General features: G+C 67.7%; 20 protein-coding genes and 1 tRNA gene. 9 read left to right on the top strand and 12 right to left on the bottom strand.

The features are described from left to right. Positions 1-3: 3 nt before the first annotated feature. The 4 genes from atpD to IFE19_RS00605 all read right to left on the bottom strand — a co-directional run bounded on the left by atpD (position 4) and on the right by IFE19_RS00605 (position 4643). Entirely contained in the window at positions 4-1542 is a 1539-nt protein-coding gene (atpD, locus tag IFE19_RS00620; protein WP_207824775.1) for a F0F1 ATP synthase subunit beta, read from the bottom strand. 37 nt (positions 1543-1579) lie between these two features. Then, positions 1580-2458 carry a F0F1 ATP synthase subunit gamma gene (locus IFE19_RS00615; protein WP_207824773.1) on the bottom strand — a complete coding sequence of 293 codons (879 nt, stop codon included), beginning with the start codon at positions 2456-2458 and terminating at the stop codon, positions 1580-1582. 30 nt (positions 2459-2488) lie between these two features. Continuing rightward, a complete protein-coding gene (gene atpA / locus IFE19_RS00610; RefSeq protein WP_207824771.1) occupies positions 2489-4021 on the bottom strand; it encodes a F0F1 ATP synthase subunit alpha in 1533 nt (510 codons plus the stop codon). A gap of 67 nt (positions 4022-4088) precedes the next feature. Beyond that, positions 4089-4643: a F0F1 ATP synthase subunit delta gene (locus IFE19_RS00605; protein ID WP_207824769.1), complete on the bottom strand. Its 555-nt coding sequence runs from the start codon at positions 4641-4643 to the stop codon at positions 4089-4091. Positions 4644-4955: 312 nt separating this feature from the next. Between IFE19_RS00605 and IFE19_RS00600 the strand changes: the two genes are divergently transcribed. Both IFE19_RS00600 and IFE19_RS00595 read left to right on the top strand, forming a co-directional pair. After that, entirely contained in the window at positions 4956-5783 is an 828-nt protein-coding gene (locus tag IFE19_RS00600; RefSeq protein WP_207824767.1) for a TerC family protein, read from the top strand. A 26-nt stretch (positions 5784-5809) separates the two neighbouring features. After that, positions 5810-6583: a glutaminyl-peptide cyclotransferase gene (locus tag IFE19_RS00595; protein WP_207827306.1), complete on the top strand. Its 774-nt coding sequence runs from the start codon at positions 5810-5812 to the stop codon at positions 6581-6583. 190 nt (positions 6584-6773) lie between these two features. Here IFE19_RS00595 and IFE19_RS00590 read toward each other — a convergent pair whose 3' ends face one another. Next, positions 6774-8936: a primosomal protein N' gene (locus IFE19_RS00590; protein ID WP_207824765.1), complete on the bottom strand. Its 2163-nt coding sequence runs from the start codon at positions 8934-8936 to the stop codon at positions 6774-6776. A gap of 30 nt (positions 8937-8966) precedes the next feature. Here IFE19_RS00590 and fsa point away from each other — a divergent pair, with 30 nt between their 5' ends. From fsa to IFE19_RS00570, 4 genes are all read left to right on the top strand, one after another. Further along, a complete protein-coding gene (fsa, locus tag IFE19_RS00585) occupies positions 8967-9620 on the top strand; it encodes a fructose-6-phosphate aldolase (protein WP_105563152.1) in 654 nt (217 codons plus the stop codon). A gap of 22 nt (positions 9621-9642) precedes the next feature. Further along, positions 9643-10344: a DUF484 family protein gene (locus IFE19_RS00580; RefSeq protein WP_225910334.1), complete on the top strand. Its 702-nt coding sequence runs from the start codon at positions 9643-9645 to the stop codon at positions 10342-10344. Next, positions 10326-11255, top strand: coding sequence for a tyrosine recombinase XerC (locus IFE19_RS00575; protein ID WP_207824761.1), 930 nt, complete (start codon positions 10326-10328; stop codon positions 11253-11255). Before IFE19_RS00580 ends, IFE19_RS00575 begins: the two co-directional genes overlap by 19 nt. A 67-nt stretch (positions 11256-11322) precedes the next feature. Continuing rightward, positions 11323-12363 (top strand): aspartyl protease family protein, encoded by a 1041-nt coding sequence (locus IFE19_RS00570; protein ID WP_207824758.1) that lies wholly within the window; start codon positions 11323-11325, stop codon positions 12361-12363. Here IFE19_RS00570 and IFE19_RS00565 read toward each other — a convergent pair. Then, the gene (locus IFE19_RS00565) at positions 12350-13141 is read right to left on the bottom strand and encodes an SDR family oxidoreductase (RefSeq protein WP_207824757.1); all 792 of its coding nucleotides are present in this window, start codon (positions 13139-13141) and stop codon (positions 12350-12352) included. The genes IFE19_RS00570 and IFE19_RS00565 overlap by 14 nt on opposite strands. Positions 13142-13271: 130 nt before the next feature. On the opposite strand from IFE19_RS00565, the gene IFE19_RS00560 reads away from it, so the two are divergent. After that, the gene (locus IFE19_RS00560; RefSeq protein WP_207824755.1) at positions 13272-14021 is read left to right on the top strand and encodes a hypothetical protein; all 750 of its coding nucleotides are present in this window, start codon (positions 13272-13274) and stop codon (positions 14019-14021) included. Positions 14022-14123: 102 nt separating this feature from the next. Here the strand turns inward: IFE19_RS00560 and lpdA are convergent, their stop codons facing one another. The 4 genes from lpdA to IFE19_RS00540 all read right to left on the bottom strand — a co-directional run bounded on the left by lpdA (position 14124) and on the right by IFE19_RS00540 (position 19875). Then, positions 14124-15533: a dihydrolipoyl dehydrogenase gene (lpdA, locus tag IFE19_RS00555; RefSeq protein WP_207824753.1), complete on the bottom strand. Its 1410-nt coding sequence runs from the start codon at positions 15531-15533 to the stop codon at positions 14124-14126. A 190-nt stretch (positions 15534-15723) separates the two neighbouring features. After that, positions 15724-18549 carry a TonB-dependent receptor gene (locus tag IFE19_RS00550; protein WP_207824752.1) on the bottom strand — a complete coding sequence of 942 codons (2826 nt, stop codon included), beginning with the start codon at positions 18547-18549 and terminating at the stop codon, positions 15724-15726. A gap of 249 nt (positions 18550-18798) precedes the next feature. Further along, positions 18799-18873, bottom strand: a tRNA-Gly gene (locus tag IFE19_RS00545). Positions 18874-19092: 219 nt separating this feature from the next. After that, a complete protein-coding gene (locus IFE19_RS00540) occupies positions 19093-19875 on the bottom strand; it encodes an SDR family oxidoreductase (RefSeq protein WP_207824748.1) in 783 nt (260 codons plus the stop codon). A gap of 55 nt (positions 19876-19930) precedes the next feature. Between IFE19_RS00540 and IFE19_RS00535 the strand changes: the two genes are divergently transcribed. After that, positions 19931-20338, top strand: coding sequence for a YkvA family protein (locus IFE19_RS00535; RefSeq protein ID WP_207824747.1), 408 nt, complete (start codon positions 19931-19933; stop codon positions 20336-20338). Here IFE19_RS00535 and IFE19_RS00530 read toward each other — a convergent pair. Both IFE19_RS00530 and IFE19_RS00525 read right to left on the bottom strand, forming a co-directional pair. Continuing rightward, a complete protein-coding gene (locus IFE19_RS00530) occupies positions 20335-21078 on the bottom strand; it encodes a 2OG-Fe(II) oxygenase (RefSeq protein ID WP_207824746.1) in 744 nt (247 codons plus the stop codon). The genes IFE19_RS00535 and IFE19_RS00530 overlap by 4 nt on opposite strands. Next, complete coding sequence (locus tag IFE19_RS00525) at positions 21075-22076, bottom strand: NADPH:quinone oxidoreductase family protein (protein WP_207824745.1); 1002 nt, start codon at positions 22074-22076, stop codon at positions 21075-21077. The genes IFE19_RS00530 and IFE19_RS00525 overlap by 4 nt, the downstream gene beginning before the upstream one ends. A gap of 109 nt (positions 22077-22185) precedes the next feature. On the opposite strand from IFE19_RS00525, the gene IFE19_RS00520 reads away from it, so the two are divergent. Then, the gene (locus IFE19_RS00520) at positions 22186-23067 is read left to right on the top strand and encodes an isoaspartyl peptidase/L-asparaginase family protein (RefSeq protein WP_207824743.1); all 882 of its coding nucleotides are present in this window, start codon (positions 22186-22188) and stop codon (positions 23065-23067) included. The last annotated feature ends 82 nt before the right edge of the window (positions 23068-23149 follow it).

Here is a 23149-nt window from a genome sequence, read left to right as displayed (position 1 = left end):
GACTTAGGCTTCCGAGGCCATCTTGGCGGCCTTCTCGACGACTTCCTCGATGGCGCCGACCATGTAGAAGGCGGCTTCCGGCAGGTGGTCGTATTCGCCGTCGCAGATGGCCTTGAACGAGCGGATGGTGTCCTTCAGCTCGACGAACTTGCCCGGCGAGTTGGTGAACTGCTCGGCCACGAAGAAGGGTTGCGACAGGAAGCGCTGGATCTTGCGGGCGCGCGACACGACCAGCTTGTCGTCTTCCGACAGCTCGTCCATGCCCAGGATGGCGATGATGTCCTTCAGCGCCTTGTACTGCTGCAGGATTTCCTGAACGCGGCGGGCGACGGTGTAGTGCTCTTCACCGATGACCAGCGGGTCCATGATGCGCGAGGTCGAGTCCAGCGGGTCCACGGCCGGGAAGATGGCCTGGGCGGCGATGTCGCGGTTCAGAACGGTCGTCGCGTCCAAGTGAGCGAACGAGGCGGCGGGCGCCGGGTCGGTCAGGTCGTCAGCGGGAACGTAGATGGCCTGGACCGAGGTGATCGAGCCCTTCTTGGTCGAGGTGATGCGCTCTTGCAGGTTGCCCATCTCAGTGGCCAGCGTCGGCTGATAGCCCACGGCCGAGGGGATGCGGCCCAGCAGAGCCGACACTTCCGAACCGGCTTGCGTGAAGCGGAAGATGTTGTCGACGAACAGCAGCACGTCCTTGCCTTCTTCGTCGCGGAAGTATTCTGCGATCGACAGGCCGGTCAGGGCGACGCGGGCGCGGGCGCCGGGCGGCTCGTTCATCTGGCCGTAGACCAGGGCGCACTTGGAGCCTTCGGTCGAGCCGTTGTTCTTGGCCGGGTCCACGTTCACGTTGGACTCGATCATCTCGTGATACAGGTCGTTGCCTTCGCGGGTGCGCTCGCCCACGCCGGCCAGAACCGAGTAACCGCCGTAAGCCTTGGCGATGTTGTTGATCAGTTCCTGCATGGTCACGGTCTTGCCCACGCCGGCGCCGCCGAACAGGCCGGTCTTGCCGCCCTTGGTGTAGGGGCAGATCAGGTCGATGACCTTGATGCCCGTGACCAGGATTTCCGCCGAGGTCGACTGTTCGTCGAAGGTCGGGGCTTCCTTGTGGATCGGACGGTATTCGGTGGTCTTGATCGGACCGGCTTCATCGATCGGCTGGCCGACGACGTTCATGATGCGGCCGAGGGTGCCCGGGCCGACCGGGGCCATGATCGACTTGCCGGTGTCGACGACGGGCTGGCCGCGCGTCAGACCTTCGGTCGTGTCCATCGAGATGGCGCGGACCATGTTCTCGCCGAGGTGCTGGGCGACTTCCAGAACCAGGGTGAAGGGCTCGCCCGTCTTCTGGTCGACGTTCTGCGTCTCCAGAGCGCTCAGGATGGCCGGCAGGGCGCCGTCGAACTCAACGTCGACGACGGCGCCGATGACCTGGGCGATACGGCCCGAGCCGGCGACGGCGGCGGCGGCCTTCGGAGCGGCGGCCTTCTTGGGAGCAGCCGGCTTCTTGGCGGCGGGTTTCTTGGTGGCGGTGGCGTCGGTCATGGGGTGCGTCCGGTTCGGAATGTCGTGTCGGTCGGGATCAGAGCGCTTCAGCGCCGGCGATGATCTCGATCAGCTCGGTGGTGATCTGGGCCTGGCGTTTACGGTTGTACTGCAGGGTCAGGCTGTTGATGAGGTCGCCCGCATTGCGCGTGGCGTTGTCCATCGCGGCCATCTGCGCGCCGAAGAAGCCGGCCTGGTTCTCGTAGAGAGCGGCCAGGATCTGCGTCGTCAGGTTGCGCGGCAGCAGGGTCTCGAGGATTTCCTCTTCCGAGGGCTCATACTCATAGACCGCGCCGTTCAGGTCGATCGGTTGGGCGTCGCCTTCGACGACGGCCGGGATCAGCTGACTGGCGGTCGGCACCTGCGAGATCACCGACTTGAACTGGCTGTAGAAGAGGGTGACCACGTCGGCCTGACCATCCTCGAAGCTCTCGGCGATCAGTTCGGCGATCGGCTGTGCAGCCGGCAGGCCCAGCACCTTGTGCTCGCTCAGCTCGAAGGACTTGACCACCTTGTCGCCGAACAGGCGCGTCAGGGGATCACGCGACTTCTTGCCGACGGCGATGACGCGGACGTCCTTGCCCTGGGCGATCAGGCTGTTGATCCGGTCGCGAGCGGCGCGGACGACGTTGGACGAGAAGCCCCCCGCCAGACCCTTGTCCGCCGTGGCGACCACGATCAGGTGACGCTGATCGGCGCCCGTGCCGGCCAGCAGTTTCGGCGCGCCGTCGCCCGAGACGCCGGCGGCCAGGTTGGCGATGACCGAGGCCATCCGCGTCGCATAGGGGCGGGCGTTCTCGGCCTGCTCCTGGGCGCGCTTCAGCTTGGCCGCGGCGACCATCTGCATGGCTTTCGTGATCTTCTGCGTCGCCTTGACGCTTCCGATCCGATTGCGCATTTCCTTAAGGCTGGCCATCCGGCGCTACTCTCGCTCTCTGGTCAGATCTTAGGCGAAGGTCTTGGCGAAGGCGGCCAGGACGTCCTTGAGCTCGGCTTCCAGTTCCGGCGTCAGGGCCTTCTTGGTGCGGATGCCTTCCAGCAGCGAAGCGTGGTTCGAGTGAACGCGGGCCAGCAGCTCGCTCTCGAAGCGGCCGATGTCAGCCACAGCCACATTATCCAGGTAACCGCGCGTGCCGGCGTAGATCGACACGACCTGCTCCTCGACGGCCAGCGGCGAGTACTGCGGCTGCTTCAGCAGCTCGGTCAGGCGGGCGCCGCGCGCCAGCAGCTTCTGGGTCGAGACGTCCAGGTCCGAGCCGAACTTCGCGAAGGCGGCCATTTCACGATACTGGGCCAACTCGCCCTTAATCGAACCGGCGACCTGCTTCATGGCCTTGATCTGGGCCGAGGAGCCGACGCGCGACACCGAGATGCCGACGTTCACGGCCGGACGGATGCCCTGGTAGAAGAGGTCCGATTCCAGGAAGATCTGGCCGTCGGTGATCGAGATCACGTTGGTCGGGATGTAGGCCGAAACGTCGTTGGCCTGGGTTTCGATGATCGGCAGAGCCGTCATGGAGCCCGAACCATTGTCTTCGTTAAGCTTGGCCGAACGCTCCAGCAGGCGGCTGTGCAGGTAGAAGACGTCGCCCGGGTAGGCTTCACGGCCGGGCGGACGGCGCAGCAGCAGCGACATCTGGCGATAGGCCACGGCCTGCTTCGACAGGTCGTCATAGACGATCAGGGCGTGCATGCCGTTGTCGCGGAAGAACTCGCCCATGGCGGTGCCGGCGAACGGCGCCAGGAACTGCAGCGGGGCCGGTTCCGAAGCCGTGGCGGCGACGACGATGGTGTATTCCAGAGCGCCCGACTCCTCGAGCGTCTTCACGATCTGGGCCACCGTCGAGCGCTTCTGGCCGATGGCGACGTAGATGCAGTACAGCTTCGCCGACTCGTCTTCCGACTTGTTGACGTTCTTCTGGTTCAGGATGGTGTCGATGGCGATGGCGGTCTTGCCGACCTGACGGTCGCCAATGATCAGCTCGCGCTGGCCGCGGCCGACGGGGATCAGGGTGTCGATCGCCTTCTGGCCGGTCTGCATCGGCTCGTGAACCGACTTGCGCGGGATGATGCCCGGAGCCTTGACGTCGACGCGGCGACGCTCGGTGAACTGGATCGGGCCCTTGCCGTCGATCGGCTCGCCCAGCGGGTTGACGACGCGGCCCAGCAGGCCCTTGCCGACCGGCACGTCCACGATTTCGCCCAGGCGGCGGACTTCATCGCCCTCGGCGATGGCGGCGTCCGCGCCGAAGATCACGGTGCCGACGTTGTCGCGCTCGAGGTTCAGGGCCATGCCCTTCACGCCGGCCTTGGGGAATTCGACCATTTCGCCGGCCTGGACGTTGTCCAGACCGTGGATGCGGGCGATGCCGTCGCCGACCGACAGCACTTGGCCGACGTCGGAAACGTCGGCTTCAACGCCGAAGTTGGCGATCTGCGACTTGAGGATGGCCGAGATTTCGGCGGCGCGGATGTCCATGGTGGGCTCTCTGGCTTTCGTCTTCGGTGCGGGCCCGCTGGCCCGGCTTGAACTTGGAATTCGGGGCTTAAGCGCGTTTCAGCGCGAACTTCATCTGGTCGAGCTTGGTCTTCAGCGAGGCGTCGAACAGCTTCGAGCCCACCTTGACCTTCAGCCCGCCCAGGATCGACGGATCGACGCGGGCGGTCAGTTCAGGATCGCGGCCCAGCGACGCGCGCAGGGCCGACTGAATGCTCTTGGTCTGGGCCGCCGACAGCGGCAGGGCCGAGACGACCTCGGCCGCGACAACGCCCGTCGCCTTGGCGTACAGGGCCTGGAAGCCGGCGATCACGCCCGGCAGGTCGCGAGCGCGACCGTTCTGGGCCAGCAGACCGAGGAACTTCCTGGTCGTGGCGTTGAACTTCGCCTTGTCGGCGATGGCCGACAGACCCTTGACCTGATCCTCGGCCGAAATGACCGGCGATTGGGCCAGGCGGCGCAGGTCCGCACTGTCCAGCCAGGCGGCCTTCAGCGAGGCGAGATCGCCGCGCACGGCGTCGAGCGCCCCCGTCTCTTGCGAGAGGTCGAACAGCGCCTGAGCATACCGTTCGCCGACTTCCGTCGTTCTGAAATCGTCCGCCACGTAATAAAGGTCCGCGATTTGAAGCGTTTGGGTCGAGTCCGGCTGCGGTCGCCCGCGCCAGACAAGGGCTTGATTTGCTTATGGAAAGCACACTTGGGACACATCTTTCGATGCATCCTTCGCTAAAGCCGCGCGGCTGATAGCATGCAAGGTCCCCGCTCGCAACCGACGGGAACGGAACGATAAGGTCGCACCCGCGCTGTTTTCAGCGCCGAAGAGTCCCAGGTGCGACGACAAGGCCGCGACCGAACGCTTGATGCAACCTCACGGTCCCGTTACCGCTTAGAGCTATCATCACATTCTGGAACCCCGATGCTTGAAAGCATAACTCCCCTGCTGAGCGATCCGGCCGCCTGGGCGGCCCTCGTGACCCTGGTGGTCATGGAAGTCGTCCTTGGCATCGACAACCTGATCTTCATCTCGATCCTGTCAAACAAGCTGCCGCCCGAGCATCGTCAGCGCACGCGCCGCATCGGCATCGGCCTGGCCCTGATCATGCGCCTGGCCCTGCTGGCCGCCATCGGCTGGATCGTCGGCCTGACCGCGCCGGTCTTCGACCTGGGCTTCCACGGCGAGACCTTCGACACCGCCTTCAGCTGGCGCGACCTGATCCTGATCGCCGGCGGTCTGTTCCTGGTGTGGAAAGCCACCAAGGAAATCCACCACGCCGTCGACACCACCCCGTCGAACGACATGCTGGAAAAGGACAAGAAGGACGTCGTCATCAACAACGTCGGTTCGGCCATCGTCCAGATCATCCTGCTGGACCTGGTCTTCTCGGTCGACTCCATCCTGACCGCCGTCGGCATGACCGATCACGTGCCGATCATGATGGTCGCCGTGGTCGTGGCCGTCCTGGTCATGCTGCTGGCCTCGGACCCGCTGGCCAACTTCATCGACAAGAACCCGACCGTGGTCATGCTAGCCCTCGGCTTCCTGCTGATGATCGGCGCCGTCCTGATCGCCGACGGCTTCGGCGTCCACGTGCCCAAGGGCTATATCTACGCCGCCATGGCCTTCTCGGCCCTGGTCGAGGGCCTGAACATGTGGTCGCGCAATGCGCAGATCAAAAAGGACCAGGCCAAGGAAGCCGTCCAGGCAGCCCTGAACAAGGCCGAAACCGCCGAGCCCGGCGTCTGATCGTGCGTCTCTGGCCGGTCCTGGCGATGCTTCTGCTGGCGCTTCCTGCGTCGGCCGTCGCGCAATCGCCGGGGCCGGCCGCCTCTTCTCCCGCGCCCGTCACGCCCGTCTATGGCTATGAGGTGGTGCGGACCTTCCCCCACGACCCGACCGCCTTCACCCAGGGCCTGGTCATTCGCGACGGCGTGCTGATCGAGAGCACTGGCCGCAACCCCTCCAGCGTTCGCCGCGTGCGGCTGGAAGACGGCGTCGTGCTGCAGAAGCGCGAACTCGACCCCGAATATTTCGGCGAAGGCCTGACCGAGATCGGCGGCCGCCTCGTCACCCTGACCTGGAACAACGGCGTCGGCTTCGTCTGGAACGCCGCCGACCTGAGCCCCGTCTCGCGCTTTACCTATGCCGGCGAGGGCTGGGGCCTGACCCACGACGGATCGCGGCTGATCCTGTCGGACGGCTCGCCCAATCTGCGTTTCTTCGATCCCGCCACCTTCGCCGAGACCGGCCGCGTCGCCGTCAGCCTGAACGGCCGTCCCGTTCGTCAGCTGAACGAACTGGAATGGATCGACGGCGAGGTCTGGGCCAATGTCTGGCAGACCCACTACATCGTCCGTATCGACCCGGCCTCGGGCCATGTGGTCGGGATCATCGACCTGACCGGCCTGCTGCCCGCGGGCGCGGTGAAAGACCCCCGCGACGACGTCCTGAACGGCATCGCCTGGGACGCAGCAAACCGCCGCCTGTTCGTCACCGGCAAGAACTGGCCCAGCCTGTTCGAGATCAAGCTGACCCAAGCACGCTAACCCTCTCCCGGCGGGAGAGGGCTTGAGCGCCCGCAAGCGCAGCGAGCGGCTGCGCGAAAGGGTGAGGGGCTGACCGAACCTTCGGCGCCAGCCGTTTCACCGCCCGGAGCGACGGCTTACGCCGACGGATACCCTCGCCCCTCATCCGGCGCTTCGCGCCACCTTCTCCCATCGGGAGAAGGAAAGGATTTTACAGGAAGCTGTACGGGTCAACGTCCACCGTGAGCCGCACCGACGCCGGGACCTTCACCCGCGCCAGCCAGGCGCGCAGGAAGGCCTGCAGGTTCACATCCCGATCCGCCCTGACCAGCAGCCGCTTGCGGCGGCGCCCGCGCACCAGGGCCAGGGGCGCGTCGGCGGGGCCATAGACCTCCAGCCGTTCGGCGTTGGGGATGGCCTCGGCCAGGTCGCGAGCGACCTTCTCGACCGCCATGGCGTTCTCGCTGGACAGGATGAGCGCCGCCAGACGCCCGTGCGGCGGCAGGGACGCCGCCTCGCGCTCGCCCATCTCGGCCTCGACGAAGGCGTCGCGGTCGCCCGCCGCCAGGGCCATCAGCACCGGGTGTTCCGGCGTCCAGGTCTGCAGCAGGGCGCGGCCGGGCTTGTCCGCCCGCCCCGCCCGGCCCGTGGCCTGGGCCAGCAGTTGATAGGTGCGTTCCGCAGCGCGCAGGTCGCCGCCGCGCAAGCCGAGGTCCGCGTCCACCACCCCGACCAGCGTCAGGCGTGGGAAGTTATGCCCCTTGGCCGCCGCCTGGGTGGCCACCAGAATATCGATCTCGCCCTCGGCCATCGACTGGATCAGGGCGCGGGCCGACTGACCGTCCGGCACGGTGTCGGAGCTGAAGATGGCGGTGCGGGCCTCGGGGAAGAGCCGGCGCACCTCCTCCTCGACCCGCTCGACCCCCGGCCCGACCGGGACCAGGGAATCCTCGGCCCCGCACGAGGGGCAGTGCTTGGGCTTGGCCATGGAGAAGCCGGTCAGGTGGCAGACCAGCCGCCCGGTGTAGCGATGCTCGACCAGCCAGCTGTCGGTGTCCGGCGCCGTCAGCCGATGGCCGCAGGCGCGGCACAAGACCACCGGGGCGTAACCGCGTCGGTTCAGGAAGAGCAGGCTCTGCTCCCCCTTGGCGAAGGTCTCGCCTATGGCGTCGCGCAGCGGTTGGGACAGCCAGGTCTGCGGATCCGGCGGACAGGTGCGCAGATCCACCAGTTCGATGTCCGGCAGGACCGCCGCCCCGTGCCGCGCCGCCAGCTTCAGCCAGCCGTAACGGCCCTGACGGGCGTTCCACAGGGTCTCCAGCGACGGGGTGGCCGAGGCCAGGACCACGGTCGCCCCCTCGATCCGGCTGCGGGCCACGGCCAGATCGCGGCCGTGATAGACCAGACCCTCTTCCTGCTTGAATGAGCCGTCGTGCTCTTCGTCCACCACCACCAGCCGCAGGTTGGCATAGGGCAGGAAGAGGGCCGAGCGCGCCCCGACCACGATGTTGCAGCGCCCGGCGACCACCGCCTCCCAGACCTGACGGCGCCGGGGCGGGGCGACGCCCGAATGCCATTCGGCGGGCGTGACGCCAAAGCGGGCGGCGATGCGCTCGATCACCGCCTGGGTCAGGGCGATTTCCGGCAGCAGGATCAGGATCTGCGCGGTGGGATCATGCCGCAGCGTCCGCGCCGCCGCCTCCAGATAGGCCTCGGTCTTGCCCGAACCCGTCACCCCGTCCAGCAGGAAGGGCGCGAAGCCGCCCTTGGCCACGGCCTCCGCGATGGCCGTCGCCGAGGCCGCCTGATCCGGGTTCAGGCTGGCCGGGGCATGGTCGGGATCGGGAGCGTCGAAGGCGGCGAGCGCCTCGATCTCGATGACCGTCAGCACGCCCTCGTCGACCAGACCCTTGACCACGCCGGGCGAGACATTGGCCGAGCGCGCCAGATCAGCCGCCGTCATCGACCGCTGGCCCAAGGCTTCCAGCACCGCCGTCCGCGTCGCCGTGGGGCGTGACGGGCTGCGGCCCTCGACCCGTTTCACCCGCCGCTCGGGCCGAGGCCGGGGCGCGCGCAGGCCCTTCAGGGCGGTCGCCGCCATCTCGCCCGGCGGGCTGAGGGTCCAGCGCGCCGCCCATTCGACGAATGTCAGCGTCCGTTCCGGCAGGCGATGCTCGCCAAGCACCTGATCAATCGCCTTCAGCCGCCGGTTCGAGCCCGTGGTCTCGAACACCTCGGCCACCACGCCCCGGATCAGACGCGGCCCCAGCGGCACGGCGACCTGATCGCCGCGCACAGCCGTCAGCCCCTCCGGGACCTCGTAGTCGAAGGCCTCGGGCACCGGCAGGGGAATGAGGACGGAGGCGACTTTCACCGCGCGTCCCAAAGGGCTAGCATCCCAAGCATGAAACTCTTTCTCGACACCGCCGACGTCGCCGTCATCAAGGACATGCTGCCCACCGGGATGGTGGACGGCGTCACCACCAATCCGTCGCTGATCGCCAAGTCGGGTCGGAACATCGCCGAGGTCATCGCTGAGATTTGCGCCCTCGTCGAGGGGCCGATTTCCGCCGAGGCCGTGGCGACCGATTTCGAGACCATGGTCAAGGAGGGCGACAAGCTGGCCGCCATCGCCCCGAACGTGGTCGTCAAGCTGCCCCTGACCTGGGACGGGCTGCGCGCCACGCGGGCCTTCGCCGACAAGGGGATCAAGACCAACGTCACCCTGTGCTTCTCCGCCGCCCAGGCCATGCTGGCCGCCAAGGCGGGGGCCACCTTCATCTCGCCCTTCGTCGGTCGTCTGGAAGACGTCGGCGCCGACGGCGTGGGCCTGCTGGAAGAAATCCGCGCCCTCTACGACATCCACGATTTCGACACCGAGATCCTGGCCGCGAGCTTGCGCAATCCCGACCACGTCACCGCCGCCGCCATCGCCGGCGCCGACGCCGCCACCCTGCCCGCCGACACTTTCAAGGCCCTGGTCAAGCACCCGTTAACCGACAAGGGGCTTGATGCGTTTTTGGCTGACTGGGGCAAGACCGGTCAGTCCATCCTGTAACGCCGACCGGAAAGAGGTCCATTTGAGCACTTCCCTGGACCTCTCTCCTGACGCCGCCGAGGGCCTTCACTGGCCCGAGGTGCGGGCCTGGCTGAACGCCCATCCCGATCGTCTGCTGGACGACCGCACCCTTCTCGAAGAACTGGGCCTGCGCGCCACCGGCCGCAACGTGGTTGATTTCGGCCGCGCGGCCCTGACCCGGCTGGAGGCCGTGGTCCAGCGCGAGGCCGGCGCCCGCAAGCAGATCGAAGAGATCGCCCGCGCCAACTTCGCCGCCCAGACCCAGACCCACGTCTCCGCCCTCGACCTGATGGAGGCGACCAGCCACGCCGAGCTGTCGCGTCAGCTGGACGCCACGTCGCAAGCCCGCTTCGGTCTGGCGGGCGGCGCCATCGCCATGGAGAAGCCCGGCGCCGTGCCCTTCGGCTGGAAGGCGCTGGAGCCGGGCCGCGTCGACGCCCTGCTGGGCGACGACGGTCTGGAATGGCTCGGCCCCAACTTCACGGGTCTGGACCTATTCGGCCCCGCCGAGGGCGAGGTGAAGTCGGTGGCCCTGGTGCGGATGAGCCTGCATCTGCCGGGTTCGGACGGCGCCCGCCCGGCCCTGTGCGCCTTCGGCTCGCATGAGGACGACGGCTTCACCCCGGCCATGGGCTGCGAACTGGTGGCCTTCATCACCCGCGTGGTCGAACGCATGGCCGAGCGATGGCCGACGCAGGCTTGACGGCCTCAGAGGCCCTCCTCGCCTGGCTCGAACATCTGGCGCACGAGCGTCGCCTGTCGCCGCGCACCCTGGAGGCCTACGGCCATATCGGGCGGCACTACGTGGCCTTCCTCGAACGTCATCGCGGCGGGCCGCAGACCCTGGCCGACCTCGGCGCCGTCACCGCCGCCGAGGTGCGCGCCCATCTGGCCGAGCGCCGGACAGGCGAGCGCCCCCTGAACGCCCGCTCGCTCAGCCAGACGCTCGCCGCCATTCGCGGTTTTCACCTCTTCCTCGACCGGCGCTGCGGCGTGGCCGCGCCGCAGCTGGCCCTGGTGCGCGGCCCGCGCGTCAAGCCGTCCCTGCCCCGCCCGGTCACCGAGGATCAGGCCAAGGGCCTGCTGCACGAACCCGAGGCCGACCCCGACATGGAGCCCTGGGAGGCCGCGCGCGACCGCGCCGTCCTGACCCTGCTCTACGGCTGCGGCCTGCGGATATCCGAGGCCCTGTCGCTGAAGCGGTCCGACGCCCCCCTGCCCGACGCCCTGCGCATCACCGGCAAGGGCGGCAAGATGCGGCTGGCCCCGATCCTGCCCCAGGTGCGCGAAGCGGTGGACGCCTATCTAGCCCTCCAGCCCTTCATCCTCGACGCCGACCAGCCCCTGTTCCGCGCCAAGCGCGGCGGGGCGCTCAGCCCGCGCCACGTCCAGGCTACCGTCCAGCGCCTGCGCGGCCGCCTCGGCCTGCCCGCCTCGGCCACGCCCCACGCCCTGCGCCACAGCTTCGCCACCCACCTGCTGGGGGCCGGGGCCGATCTGCGCTCCATTCAGGAGCTGCTGGGCCACGCCAGCCTGTCCACCACCCAGAAATACACCCAGGTCGACGCCGCCCGCCTGCTGGCCGCCTACGCCGAGGCCCACCCGCGCGGCTGACTATCCACAGACCGACAAAAGCGCCTAGTCTCCGAACATAAATCGGCGGCGATAGGAGTTACGGCTTTTGCGTCTCGAGGTTCTGAGTCTCCCTCTGTCCCGCCGCGCTGCGCTGGGCCTGAGCGCAGGCGGCGTCGCCGGCATCGCCCTGGGTCACGGCGTCGAGGCCCAGGCCTGGCCCCAGACTCAGCTTCAGCCCTCGCCTGAACTGACGCCGGCCCTGCCCGAGCCCGACGAAGACGCCCGTCTGGTCCAGAACCTGCTGACACGCGCCGGCGTCGAGGTAACCGTCGGAAGCCGTCGCAAACCTGTATTTGTCATCGACACTGGCGCTGAACGCACCGCCATCTCGGATCGGCTGGCGGCCGAGTTGAACCTCCGCCCGCATCGTCCTGTTCTCGTGCACGGCGTGACCGCCGCCGAGATGGTGCGCACCGTCCAACTCCCCCGACTGGAATTCTTCGGACAACGCTTCACGGATCTGAAGCCGCCCGTCTTTCCCTTCGAGGTCCTCGCCGCCGACGGGTTGCTGGGTCTGGACGTCCTGTCCCGTTTCCGACTGACCCTGGACCTGGAACACCGGAAGGTTTCCATGACTCCTTCGGTGCTGGTATCGCCGAACCAACGCTACATACCCGGCCAGAGTGATCGCGTGCCGGATCAGATCATCCCGACGCGAACAGGTCGGTTCGGCCAACTGATCCTGACCAATGTTCGTGTTGACGGGGTCGAGGCGGTGGCCTTCATCGACAGCGGCGCCCAGTACTCCATCGGCAACCGGGCCCTGATGCGGGCCGTGGACGTTCGCATGGCCCCGATCCTGCGACCGCAGGTTCGCGTGCATGGCGTCATAGGTCAGTCGCTTCTCGTGGATGTCGGCGCCGTGACCAGTCTGCGTCTGACGCAACGTGAACTGGGCGCCATGACGCTTCTGTTCGGCGATCTGTACGCCTTCCAGGTACTCGGCCTTGCCGAACGTCCGGCCCTGCTGCTGGGCGCCGACCTTCTGTCGCGTTTCACCCATGTCGTACTGGACTATGGCCAGTCGCGCATCACCTTGGGGCCCCCGTCCCGGCGGCGGCAACCGCCGCCCGTCAGATCGCCTTGACCGCTCCCCCGTCCACGCGGATCAGCGACCCGGTGACATAGCCCGCCAGCGGACTGGCCAGGAAGGCGGCGACGGCGCCGAACTCCTCGGTCGTGCCGATGCGGCCCGCCGGGATGGATTTCACCGATTCCGCGCGCGCCTCGGCGGGTTCGACCCCGGTGGCGGCGGCGCGGGCGGCGTCCAGGCGCTCGATGCGCGGCGTGTCGATACGACCCGGCAGCAGGGTGTTGACCGTCACGCCATTGGCCGCGACCTCGCCCGCCAGGGTCTTGGCCCAGGCCGCCACCGAGGCGCGCAGGGTGTTGGACACGCCCAGGGTCCCGACCGGCTCGATCACGGTGATGGAGGCGACGTTGAGAATCCGCCCCCAGCCCATGGCCCGCATCCCCGGCAGCACCCGGTCCGTCAGGCGGAAGACCGACAGCACCATGGACTCGAAATGATCGCGCCAGACCGCGGGCTCCAGCCCGTTGACGCCCGACGGCGGCGGTCCGCCGGTATTGTTCAGCAAAATCTCGATCGGCCCGCCCAGAGCGGACTCGGCCACATCGACGGCCTTCAGCAGGCCCGCATGGTCGGCCAGATCAGCGGGGGCGATCACGGCCTTGCCCGGCCCCATGGCGTTCAGCTCGTCGGCCACGGCCTGCAGCTTGGCCGCATCGCGCGACAGCAGGGCTACATGCGCCCCCTCGGCCACCAGAGCCGTCGCCACCGCCTGCCCCAGGCCGCTGGAGCCGCCGCAGATCAGGGCGCGCTTGCCGGTGAGTTTCAGGTCCATGGGGGTGATCCGATTCAGTGAAGAACGAGAGCAGGCATATGGTCACGACCCCAACATATTGCGACACGCCGCCGCGCGCTTTCTTCCCGAGGTCGCGGCTTATATTGTCAAGCTGTTGGGGAGAATCGTCATGAAAACCACCATCGTCACTGCGGCGGCCATGCTAATCGCAGCCGAGGCCGCCGCCCAGGACTTCAAGCCTCCCGCGTGGGCGGCGGCCCCGGACGGAGAACTGGCGAGCGATCTCTTTCCCGGCTTTGCGGCCTTTCTCGGCGTGAACGGTCGCGCCAGTCTGACCTGTCGGATCGTGCAGGACGGACCCCCATTCCTTTGCCGCGTAGACAATGAAAGTCCCTCCGGTCTGGGGTTCGGCGCTGCTGCACGGCTGGTCGCCGCCAGTGGGCAGATCCGCGCAGCGCGTCGCGACGGCGAGGTCACGCCCGCGACCATCCAGACCACCGTCCGTTTCTTCCGCCCTGAAGAGTCGATGTTTGGCGGGTGGACCGGCCCGGATCCCTCCCCCCAAAGGCTGGCCCTGGCGAAAGCCCTGCTAGCCAGCGGCATGAAGGACGCCAAGGGACTCCCATCCTATCGCGAAATGGTGCTGGACGGTCTGGATGTCGATCGGCGGAGCGTGGTGCGCGCCTGGCTCGACGAGCTGATGCCCTATGACCAGGCCCAGGAACTGGCGACGGCCACGACCCAGATCGCGCGCCTGTTCAGTGAAGACGACCTGCGTCGCATGATGGCGGGCGAAGAGGTCGAGTGGCCGTCCGAAGCGGAATTCATGGCCGCCTGCCCTGACCCCACGCCGGCACAGCGCGCCGCCCTGGATGAACTGAAGCGCCGCTACTGCAGCCGCTATAGCTGCGACGCCTGATCGATCAGCCGCGTCAGGTCCGCCTGAACAGCCGACGCCAAACGAAAACGGCGCGCCCCTTGCGGAGCGCGCCGTGATGCGTTCGGGCTGAGGCCGAAGGTCCTAGGCCTGCATGGTCCAGCCATCGACGCCCATGGCCGCCTGGCGGACGGCTTCCGAGCGGGTCGGGTGCGGGTGGCAGGTGCGGGCGATGTCTTCGGACGAGCCGCCGAAAGCCATGGTCATCGAGGCTTCGCTGATCAGTTCACCGGCCTGCGGGCCGTAGATATGGACGCCCAGCAGCTTGTCCGTCGTCGCATCGGCCAGGACCTTCACGAAGCCGTCGCTCTCGTGGTTGATCTTGGCGCGGCTGTTGGCGGCGAAGGGGAACTTGCCCTTCTTGTAGGCGACGCCCGCGGCCTTCAGCTGCTCTTCGGTCTTGCCGACCCAGGCCACTTCCGGCGTGGTGTAGATGACCGACGGGACCAGGTCGTAGTCGACGTGGCCCGGCTTGCCAGCGATCAGTTCTACGGCGGCGACGGCGTCTTCCTCGGCCTTGTGGGCCAGCATCGGGCCGTGGGTCACGTCGCCGATGACCCAGACGCCCGGCGCCGAGGTCTTGAAGTGGTCGTGGCCGACGAAGCCGCGCTGGTCCGGCGTGACGCCGACTGTCTCCAGGCCCAGGCCCTCGGTGTAGGGACGACGGCCGATGGCGACCAGGACGACGTCGCCCTTGATCGTTTCAGCGGCGCCGCCAGCGGCGGGTTCGACCGTCAGCTCGACGCCGTCCTTGACCGACTTGGCGCCCGTGACCTTGGTGCCCATGCGGAAGGTCATGCCCTGCTTGGCCAGACCGCGCTGGAAGGCGGTGGCGACCTCGGCGTCCATGCCGGCGCCGACCTTGTCCAGGTATTCGACGACGGTGACTTCGGCGCCCAGACGGCGCCAAACCGAGCCCAGCTCCAGGCCGATCACGCCCGCGCCGATGACGATCATGTGCTTGGGCACCTTGGGCAGGAACAGGGCGCCGGTCGAGTCGATGACCTTGCCCTCCTCGAAGGCGACGCCCGGCAGCGGGGTCGGCTCGGAGCCGGTGGCGATGATGATGTTCTTGGCGTCATAGGTGGTCTTCGAGCCGTCGGCGGCCTCGACCTCGACCTTACCCTGGCCAGCGATGCGGCCGCGCCCCTTCAGCCAGTCGACCTTGTTCTTCTTGAACAGGAATTCGATGCCCTTGGTCAGGGCCTCGACGCTGTCGTCCTTGGCCTTGTGCATCTGGGGCAGGTTCAGCTTGGGCTTCACCTCGATGCCGATGCCGGCGAAGTCCTTGCCCGCGGCCTCATACAGTTCCGAGGCGTGCAGCAGGGCCTTGGAAGGCATGCAGCCGACGTTCAGGCAGGTGCCGCCGAGGGTCGAGCGCATCTCGACGCAGGCGACCTTGAGGCCCAGCTGGCCGGCGCGGATGGCGGCGTTATAGCCGCCCGGCCCGCCCCCGATGATCACCACGTCGTAGGTCTGGGGGGCGTCGGCCATGGATATCCTCTGATCGGTCTGGCGCTGGGAAGGAAGCGGCGCGGACACTAGCGCCGACCCCGGCGGGGTCAACCGCCAGGCTCCATATAGGCCCGGATTGCGCCGGGGGCCATGCCGACCAAAGCCAAAGCCGAAACGCAAAAGGGCCGGGCGTCGCCGCCCGGCCCATCGCAGATCGGTTAGGGCGCGATCAGTACTTGAAGCGCACGCCGACGAAGGCGTTGTAACCGAACTTCTCGTACTCATAGGTCCGCTGGCGCGTGCCGAAATATTTGATCCCGGCGGAGTCGGTCAGGTTCTTCGCCTCGCCGAACACCTCGAAGCCGTTGCCGAAGTCGTAGCTGGCGGTGAAGTCCAGCTGCTCGCGGCCCTCGACATAAAGGTCCAGACCCGCATCGTCGGCGTTGATCTCTTCCAGATAGTCGCTGCGCTTGGTGTAGGACAGGCGGGCCGAGAAGCCGCCCTTCTCGTAGAAGAGGGCCGCGTTGTAGTTGGTGTCCGACTGGCCCGGCAGGGCGAAGGTGTCGCGCCCGCCGTAGCTCTGGGCCGTCTTGATCTCGGCGTCCGTGACCGTGAAGTTGGCGAAGACGCCGAAGCCCGACATCCAGCCCGGCAGGAAGCCGAACTTCTGCTGCCAGTTCAGTTCCAGACCCATCAGGTGGCCGTCCGGCGCGTTGATCGGGGTCGAGTAGGAGTCCGTGGCCGTGTCGCTGCCGACCGGACGCTCGACCTCGTAGTTCAGGACGTAGCGATAGTCGCTCAGGTCCTTGTAGAAGACGTTGGCCGAGACCACGCCCAGCGAGGCGAAGTAGTATTCCAGACCCGCATCGAAATTGTTCGACAGGGTCGGCTGCAGGTCGGGGTTGCCGATCTCGTACTCGACATTGATGCCGTCGGTGTTCTCGACCCGGCGCGGGACGATCTGGCTGAACTCCGGGCGCGAGATCGAGCGCGTCAGGGCGACGCGACCAATCAGATTATCGCTGAAGGCATGACGAACGGTCAGGTTGGGGAAGAACTCGGTGTCGTCGCGGCTGACGTTGACCGGCGTCACCGTGGCCGGATCGTTCTCGTCGAAATCGACCACGCTCAGGGCCGAACCGTCGAACTTGGTCTGCTCGACGCGCAGGCCGACCGTGATGTTGGTCGCACCGATGTCGAAGCGCGCCTGACCGTAACCGGCCAGGATGTCCTCCTGCGCCGTATAGTCCGCCGTCAGCGAGTCGGGCATCCGGCGCGGCGAGGCGGCCTTGGCGGCGGCCAGATAGGCGTCGACCAGACCCTTGTCGTACTGGGTTCCCAGATTATAGCCGAAGTTGCGCCCCTGCTCGTCGCCCCACATCGAGGCCAGCGCGCCCGGGCTAGCCGCGCCGGCGCGGTTGCGTTGACGCTCTTCGTCGGCGTCGACCTCGCGGGTGGCGTATTTCAGGCCGAACTTCCAGGCGACTTCGCGACCGGCGAACTGGCTGGGGATTTCCAGATTGGTGCGGAAGGCGACGTCTTCCTGCTGGGTCGTGTTCGAGCGGAAGGTGTTCTCGCGGAACGAGAAGTTGCCCGGCGTGGCGAAGAAGCCCGTCGCCGTCTCGCCGAAGATCGGGCTGTTCGGCCCGTAGAAGTAGGTCGGGGCGTAGTGGTTGCTGGTGTCGTAGCCCAACGTTGTCGACGTCGAACGATAGACCAGTTCGTCGCGGTGCGGATAGGTCTGCTCGCTGTTGGCCCAGGACAGATCGGCGTCCCAGACCATGCCGTTGTCGAAGCTGTGCTCGCCGCCCAGGACCAGGGTGGTGATCTCGTTGTTCTGGGTGCGGTGACGCAGGCCGCGATAGATACGCGCGCCGGTGTAGGTCGCGGTCGTGTCGGTCGCCCCGGCCTGCAGGGCGCCGTCGCCATAGCCCAGGATCAGGGTGTTGCGGTACTCGTCGTCCTCGAAGTCGGCATAGGAGCCGCGCGCATAGAGACGGGTCTGATCCGACGGCCGCCATTCCAGGGCGCCGGTCAGGGCCTGACGCGTGCGCTGGGTCTCATACTGCTTGAACAGGGTCTCCTCGATCACATAGGAGCTGCCGCCCTCGACCCAGGCGTTCTCGATGTTCTCGGGGCGGCGGTTGGTTTCGGAGTAGCTGAGGGACAGCAGGGCGCCGAAGGTCTGGCTGGCGCCGAAGACGTTTGAGACCGTGGCGCCGGCGCGGGTGTCGTTGCCGCCGTAGTCATTGTAGCTGCCGCCGGCGTAGCCGCTGACCGCCAGACGACGGGTGTCGAAGGGCGAACGCGTCTTGATGTTCACCGCACCGGCGATCGAGTCGGCGTCCTGGCTGGGCAGCAAGGTCTTGGAGACCTCGATGTTCGAGACGATGTCGCTGGGCAGGGTGTCCAGATCGACCGCGCGGGTGCCCGGATCGACCGCCGGGACGGTCACGCCGTCCACCGACACGGCGGTGAAGGCCGAGGGGGCGCCGCGCACGTTGATGTAGCGGCCTTCGCCCTGGTCACGCTGGATGGCGATGCCGGGGACGCGTTGCAGCGACTCGGCGACATTGGGATCGGGGTAGCGGCCGATGGCGTCCGACGAGAGGACGTTGATCGTGCCGTCGGCGTTCTTCTGCTGGTTCAGCGAACGGGCGATGCCATCGGTGATGACGCCCGTCACCACCACGTCGGCCACCGTGGTCACATCGCCTCCGCCCATCGTCACCGTGACCGAGGTCAGGCGGCCCGGCGTCGCCATGACCGTCTGACTGGTCGAGGGCAGGCCGATGTAGCGCACGTCCAGTTCGACCTGACCGGAGACGCCCGTCAGGATGAACTCGCCCTGGGTGTTGCTGACCACGCGGCGGCCCGTGCCGCGCTCGACGATCTCGGCGCCCGGCAGGGGCGCGCCCTCGGCGTTGACCACACGGCCGATCACACCGTCGCCGGCCGGTTCGACCACGGCGCTCGGTGCGACGTCAGCGGCCTGTGCAGCCACGGCGAAGGTGAGCGGCAGGATAGCCGTGCTCAGCAGAAGGCGAAGTTTCATGTCAGTCATCCCCGTTCGCCGGGGCGCGTCGCGCTCCGGTCCATGGCGGGGCTGGCTAACGGCGTGCGGCGACGTGGCCGCGACGGTTTCGCGAAAAGGATTCTGCGAACGGACCACAGGGACGCAACAAGCCGTCCCGAGACGGATCAACTGTCGCCCCCGCGAAATCAGACCGTCATGCGAATGTCAGGGCTGAAACGCGAAACGGGGCCCGATCTTGCGATCGGACCCCGTGTTCCAGTCTCGACATGGAGCGGGCGAGGCGATTCGAACGCCCGACCCCAACCTTGGCAAGGTTGTGCTCTACCCCTGAGCTACGCCCGCACTCCGTAGGGAACAGTGTGCTGCGCCCCGTCGAGGAGGGGCTTTTAGCCGACCCTTCTCAGACCGCGCAACCCCCTTTTTCGTTTTTCGCGAAATCCGCCGCCTTTTTTAGAATAGCTCTGAAATTTCAAACGCAAACGGCCCCCGCAACATCCCGGAAAGGAAGGCTGCGAGGGCCGCTCGATATGGCCTCTGCAGATCAACCTGCGCGTCGCGCTATCAGCGCGGCGCCAGACGAATGGCGCCGTCCAGACGGATGCACTCGCCGTTGATGTAGGTGTTCTCGGCCAGGTGCAGGGCCAGGGCGGCGTAGTCGGCGGGCGTGCCCAGACGCTTGGGGAAGGGGATCATGGCGGCCAAGGCGTCCTGCACCTTCTGGTCCATGCCCGCCATCATCGGCGTCCACATGATGCCGGGCAGGATGGTGTTGACCCGCACGCCCTCGTTCATCAGGTCGCGCGCGACCGGCAGGGTCATGGCGTAGACGCCGCCCTTGGACGCCGAATAGGCCGCCTGGCCGATCTGGCCGTCCTGGGCCGCGACCGAGGCGGTGTTGACGATCAGGCCGCGCTCGCCGTCTTCCATCGGTTCCAGCGTGACCATGCCCGCCGCCGACTGCGACAAAACGCGGAAGGTGCCGAACAGGTTGATCGAGACGGTGCGCTCGAACTGGGCCATGTCGTGGGCGCGAATCTCGCCGGTTTCACGTTTGCGGCTGACGGTCTTCTGGCCCGTGGCGATCCCGGCGCAGTTGACGGTCAGGCGTTCCTGGCCGTGGGCGGCGCGGGCCTTGACGAAGCCGGCTGCGACGCTCTCGTCCGAGGTGACGTCCACCTTGCAGAAGACGCCGCCGATTTCCTGGGCGATGATCTCGCCGCGTTCCTCGTTCAGGTCGAACAGGGCGACCTTGACGCCCTTGGCCGCCAGGGCGCGCGCCGTGCCTTCGCCCAGGCCCGAAGCCCCGCCCGTCACCACCGCCGCAATCGAACCGTCGAGTTTCATGAAGATCGTCCCTATATTCTGGTGAACCGAGTGTCTGCGCGAGGATTTAGCGGCCATGACCGCCAAAGCCAAACATGCTTCCCCGACCGACGCCATCGATCCTGAAAAGGCGCTGGTCCCCACGGTCCAGAGGGTCAATGAAATGCGCGTCAGAAAGGGCTTCTGGCCCAAGCTGCGCAGCACCGCATCGCGCATCCCCTTCGCCGGGCAAGCCCTGGCCGCCTGGTACGCCACCCAGGACCCCAAGACGCCGCTGGCGGCCAAGGGGGTCATGCTGGGCGCCCTGGCCTATTTCGTCATGCCGGTCGACGCCATTCCCGACATCTTCGCCGGCATCGGCTTCACAGACGACGCGGCGGTGATCGCCGCCGTCCTGGCCACCCTGGGCGCCCATGTGAAGCGCCAGCACCATGAACAGGCCGAGGCGGCGCTGAAGCGCGTCCGCGACGAAGCCGAAACCTAGCGCTCCAGCGGCTTGGCCCGCCACCAACCGGTGACCGAATAGCGCGGCCCGCCGGCGAAGGGGGCGACGGTCGAGACCGCGTGCATCTGCGGCACGGCGAAGACGTTCAGGGCGCCGAAACTGGGGACGAAGGTCTCGGTGATGTCGCCGCCCTCATCGAGGAACTGCAGCAGGCCGCCCCACTCCGCCCGCCAGCCCGGCGACAGGTTCAGCACATAGGCGTAGAGCCGCTCGGTCTTCGGATTGGCGTCGCTGTGACGGTTGAGGAAATGCCCCGGCAGGTAGCGCGTCACCTGGCCGTCGGAAAAGGCAATGCGGTCGTCGCCGGTCAGACGTCGGGCGAAATCCAGAAAGACCTCGGTATTGAACAGGTCCAGCAGGTCGAACAGGATCTGAGGCGTGGCCATGCCCGCCTCCCGCGCCGGGCCCAGACGCAGACGGTCGAACAGGAACTGCAACCCGCCGGTCGCGCCGGCGTAGGCCTGCTGCGTCACATGGTCCTGATCCTCGGGCGAGGACGCATCCAGCGTCGCCACTGGGATGTCGGCCCCCAGGGGATTGAGAAAGGTGCGGACCCAGGGCTGATCGGGGGCGAGGATCGCCGCGTGCAGGGCCTCGGCGCCCGCGCCGAACAGGCCAGGGACGCGGGTGCGGCCGGTGCGGGCCAGACGCTCGGAGGCGGCGGCGAAGTCACCCTCGCCCACCGCCAGTTTCAGGGCCGGATCGAGAAGACCGCTCATTCGTCGGTCGTCACGATGATCTTGCCCATGGCCGTCCGGTCGCCCAGGGCCTTGATGGCCTCGTGGGCGTCTTCCAGCGGATAGGTGCGACTGACGCGCGGCCTGATCTTGCCGTCCTTCCACAGTTGCATCAGCTCGGCCATGTTGGCGGCGTGGGCCTTGGGGTCGCGCGCCACCGCCGCGCCCCAGAAGACCCCGATCACCGAGACCGACTTCAACAGGGTCAGGTTCAGCGGCAGGGACGGGATGCCCGCCGGGAAGCCCACCACCAGATACCGGCCGTTCCAGTCCATGGCCCGCAGCGCGGGTTCCGTGTAGTCGCCGCCGACCGCGTCATAGACCACGTCGGCGCCGTCGCGGCCCGTGGCCAGCTTCAACTCGCCCGACAGGGCCTTCTGCGCCGCCTTGTCCATGGCGCCCGACGGATAGATCAGGCCGTTGTCGGCGCCCAGTTCCAGGGCGAACTCCACCTTGTCGTTGGTCGAGGCGGCGGCGACGACGCGCGCTCCCATGGCCTTGCCCAGCTCGACGGCGGCGGCGCCCACGCCCCCGGCCGCGCCCAGCACCAGCAGGGTCTCGCCCGGCTGCAAGTTGGCCCGATCCTTCAGCGCGTAATAGCTGGTGCCATAGGTCATGGTCAGGGCCGCGGCTTCCTCGAAGCTCATGCCGTCGGGCATGGGAATCAGGCTGGAGGCCGGAACCGCCAGCCGCTCCACCAGACCGCCCCAGCCCGGCACGGCGATGACGCGATCGCCCCGGAACACGCCCTTGACGCCTTCGCCCACCGCATCGACCACGCCCGCGACCTCGCCGCCGGGCGAGAAGGGGCGCTCGGGCTTGAACTGGTACCTGTCCTCGATGATCAGCGTATCGGGGTAGTTGATCCCCACGGCCTTGACCTCGATCACCACCTCGCCCGGCTTGGGCGTGGGGTCCATGACCTCCTCGACGACAAGGCTATCAGGGCCGCCGACGGCCTTGGACAGGACTGCGCGCATACTGGTTTCTTCCGTGATCCCCCGTCGGGCCATGGCGCCGACACGATTGCGACGCTAATCAGCGCGCGGCCCGATGCAAAGAGGCCGAACAGACTTTCAGGAGACAAGCATGGCGCGAACCGCCCTCATCCTCCACGGCGGCGCCGGCGCCCGGCGCGAGCGCAACTACGACGCCGAGGTCGTGCATATGCGCGAAGTGGTCGAGGCGATGAAGGCGCGGCTGGACGCCGGTGCCTCGGCCGTGGACGTGGCCGTCGAGGCCGTGATCCTGCTGGAAGACTCCGGCCTCTACGTCGCCGGTCGCGGCGCCTCGCCCAACCTGGCCGGCGCCTATGAGCTGGACGCCAGCCTCATGGACGGCGCCAGCGGCAAGGCCGGCGCTGTGGCCGCCCTGCAGGGCTTCCGCAACCCGGTCGTCGCCGCCCGCGCCGTGATGGACCGCACCCCGCACGTCATGCTGGCGGGCGAAGGCGCCGCCCTGTTCGCCCATGATCAGGGGCTGGAGCCGATCGGCGACGAAGAGGCCTGGTTCACTCGCGCCGGCAAGGGTGAGGACAATCACCCGCCCGGCGGCCTCAGCCACGGCACCGTCGGCTGCTGCGTGCTGGATAGCGAAGGCCGCCTCGCCGCCGCCACCTCGACGGCGGGCGTCTTCGGCAAGATGCCGGGCCGCGTCGGCGACACCCCCATCCCCGCCGCCGGCACCTGGGCCGACGACTGCGCCGCCGTCTCCTGCACCGGTCAGGGCGAGTATTTCATCCGCGTCGCCGCCGCCGCGCGCACCGCCATCGGCGTGGCCGCCGGTCAGTCGCTCGCTGACTCGGCTCAGGCGACCATCGACCGCATCGGCGGTCTGGGCGGCGACGGCGGCCTGATCGCGCTCGACCGCGCGGGCAATATCGCCCAGCCCTACAACAGCCAGGGCATGAAGCGCGCCTGGCTGACCACCGACGGCGAGATCGGGGTTCAGGTCTTCGACCAACCGGCCTGAGGCCCCACCCGCCGCGCTTCATTACAGCACCGTAAGGTGCGCGGCGGCGAGGCGCTGATAGGGTTCCGGCTGACCTGCCCCC

The sequence above is a fragment of the Brevundimonas pondensis genome, assembly GCF_017487345.1.
GTDB lineage: Bacteria > Pseudomonadota > Alphaproteobacteria > Caulobacterales > Caulobacteraceae > Brevundimonas > Brevundimonas pondensis.
Note: the sequence above shows the minus strand (reverse complement) of the source record. Positions and strands in the feature narration are given on the sequence as shown.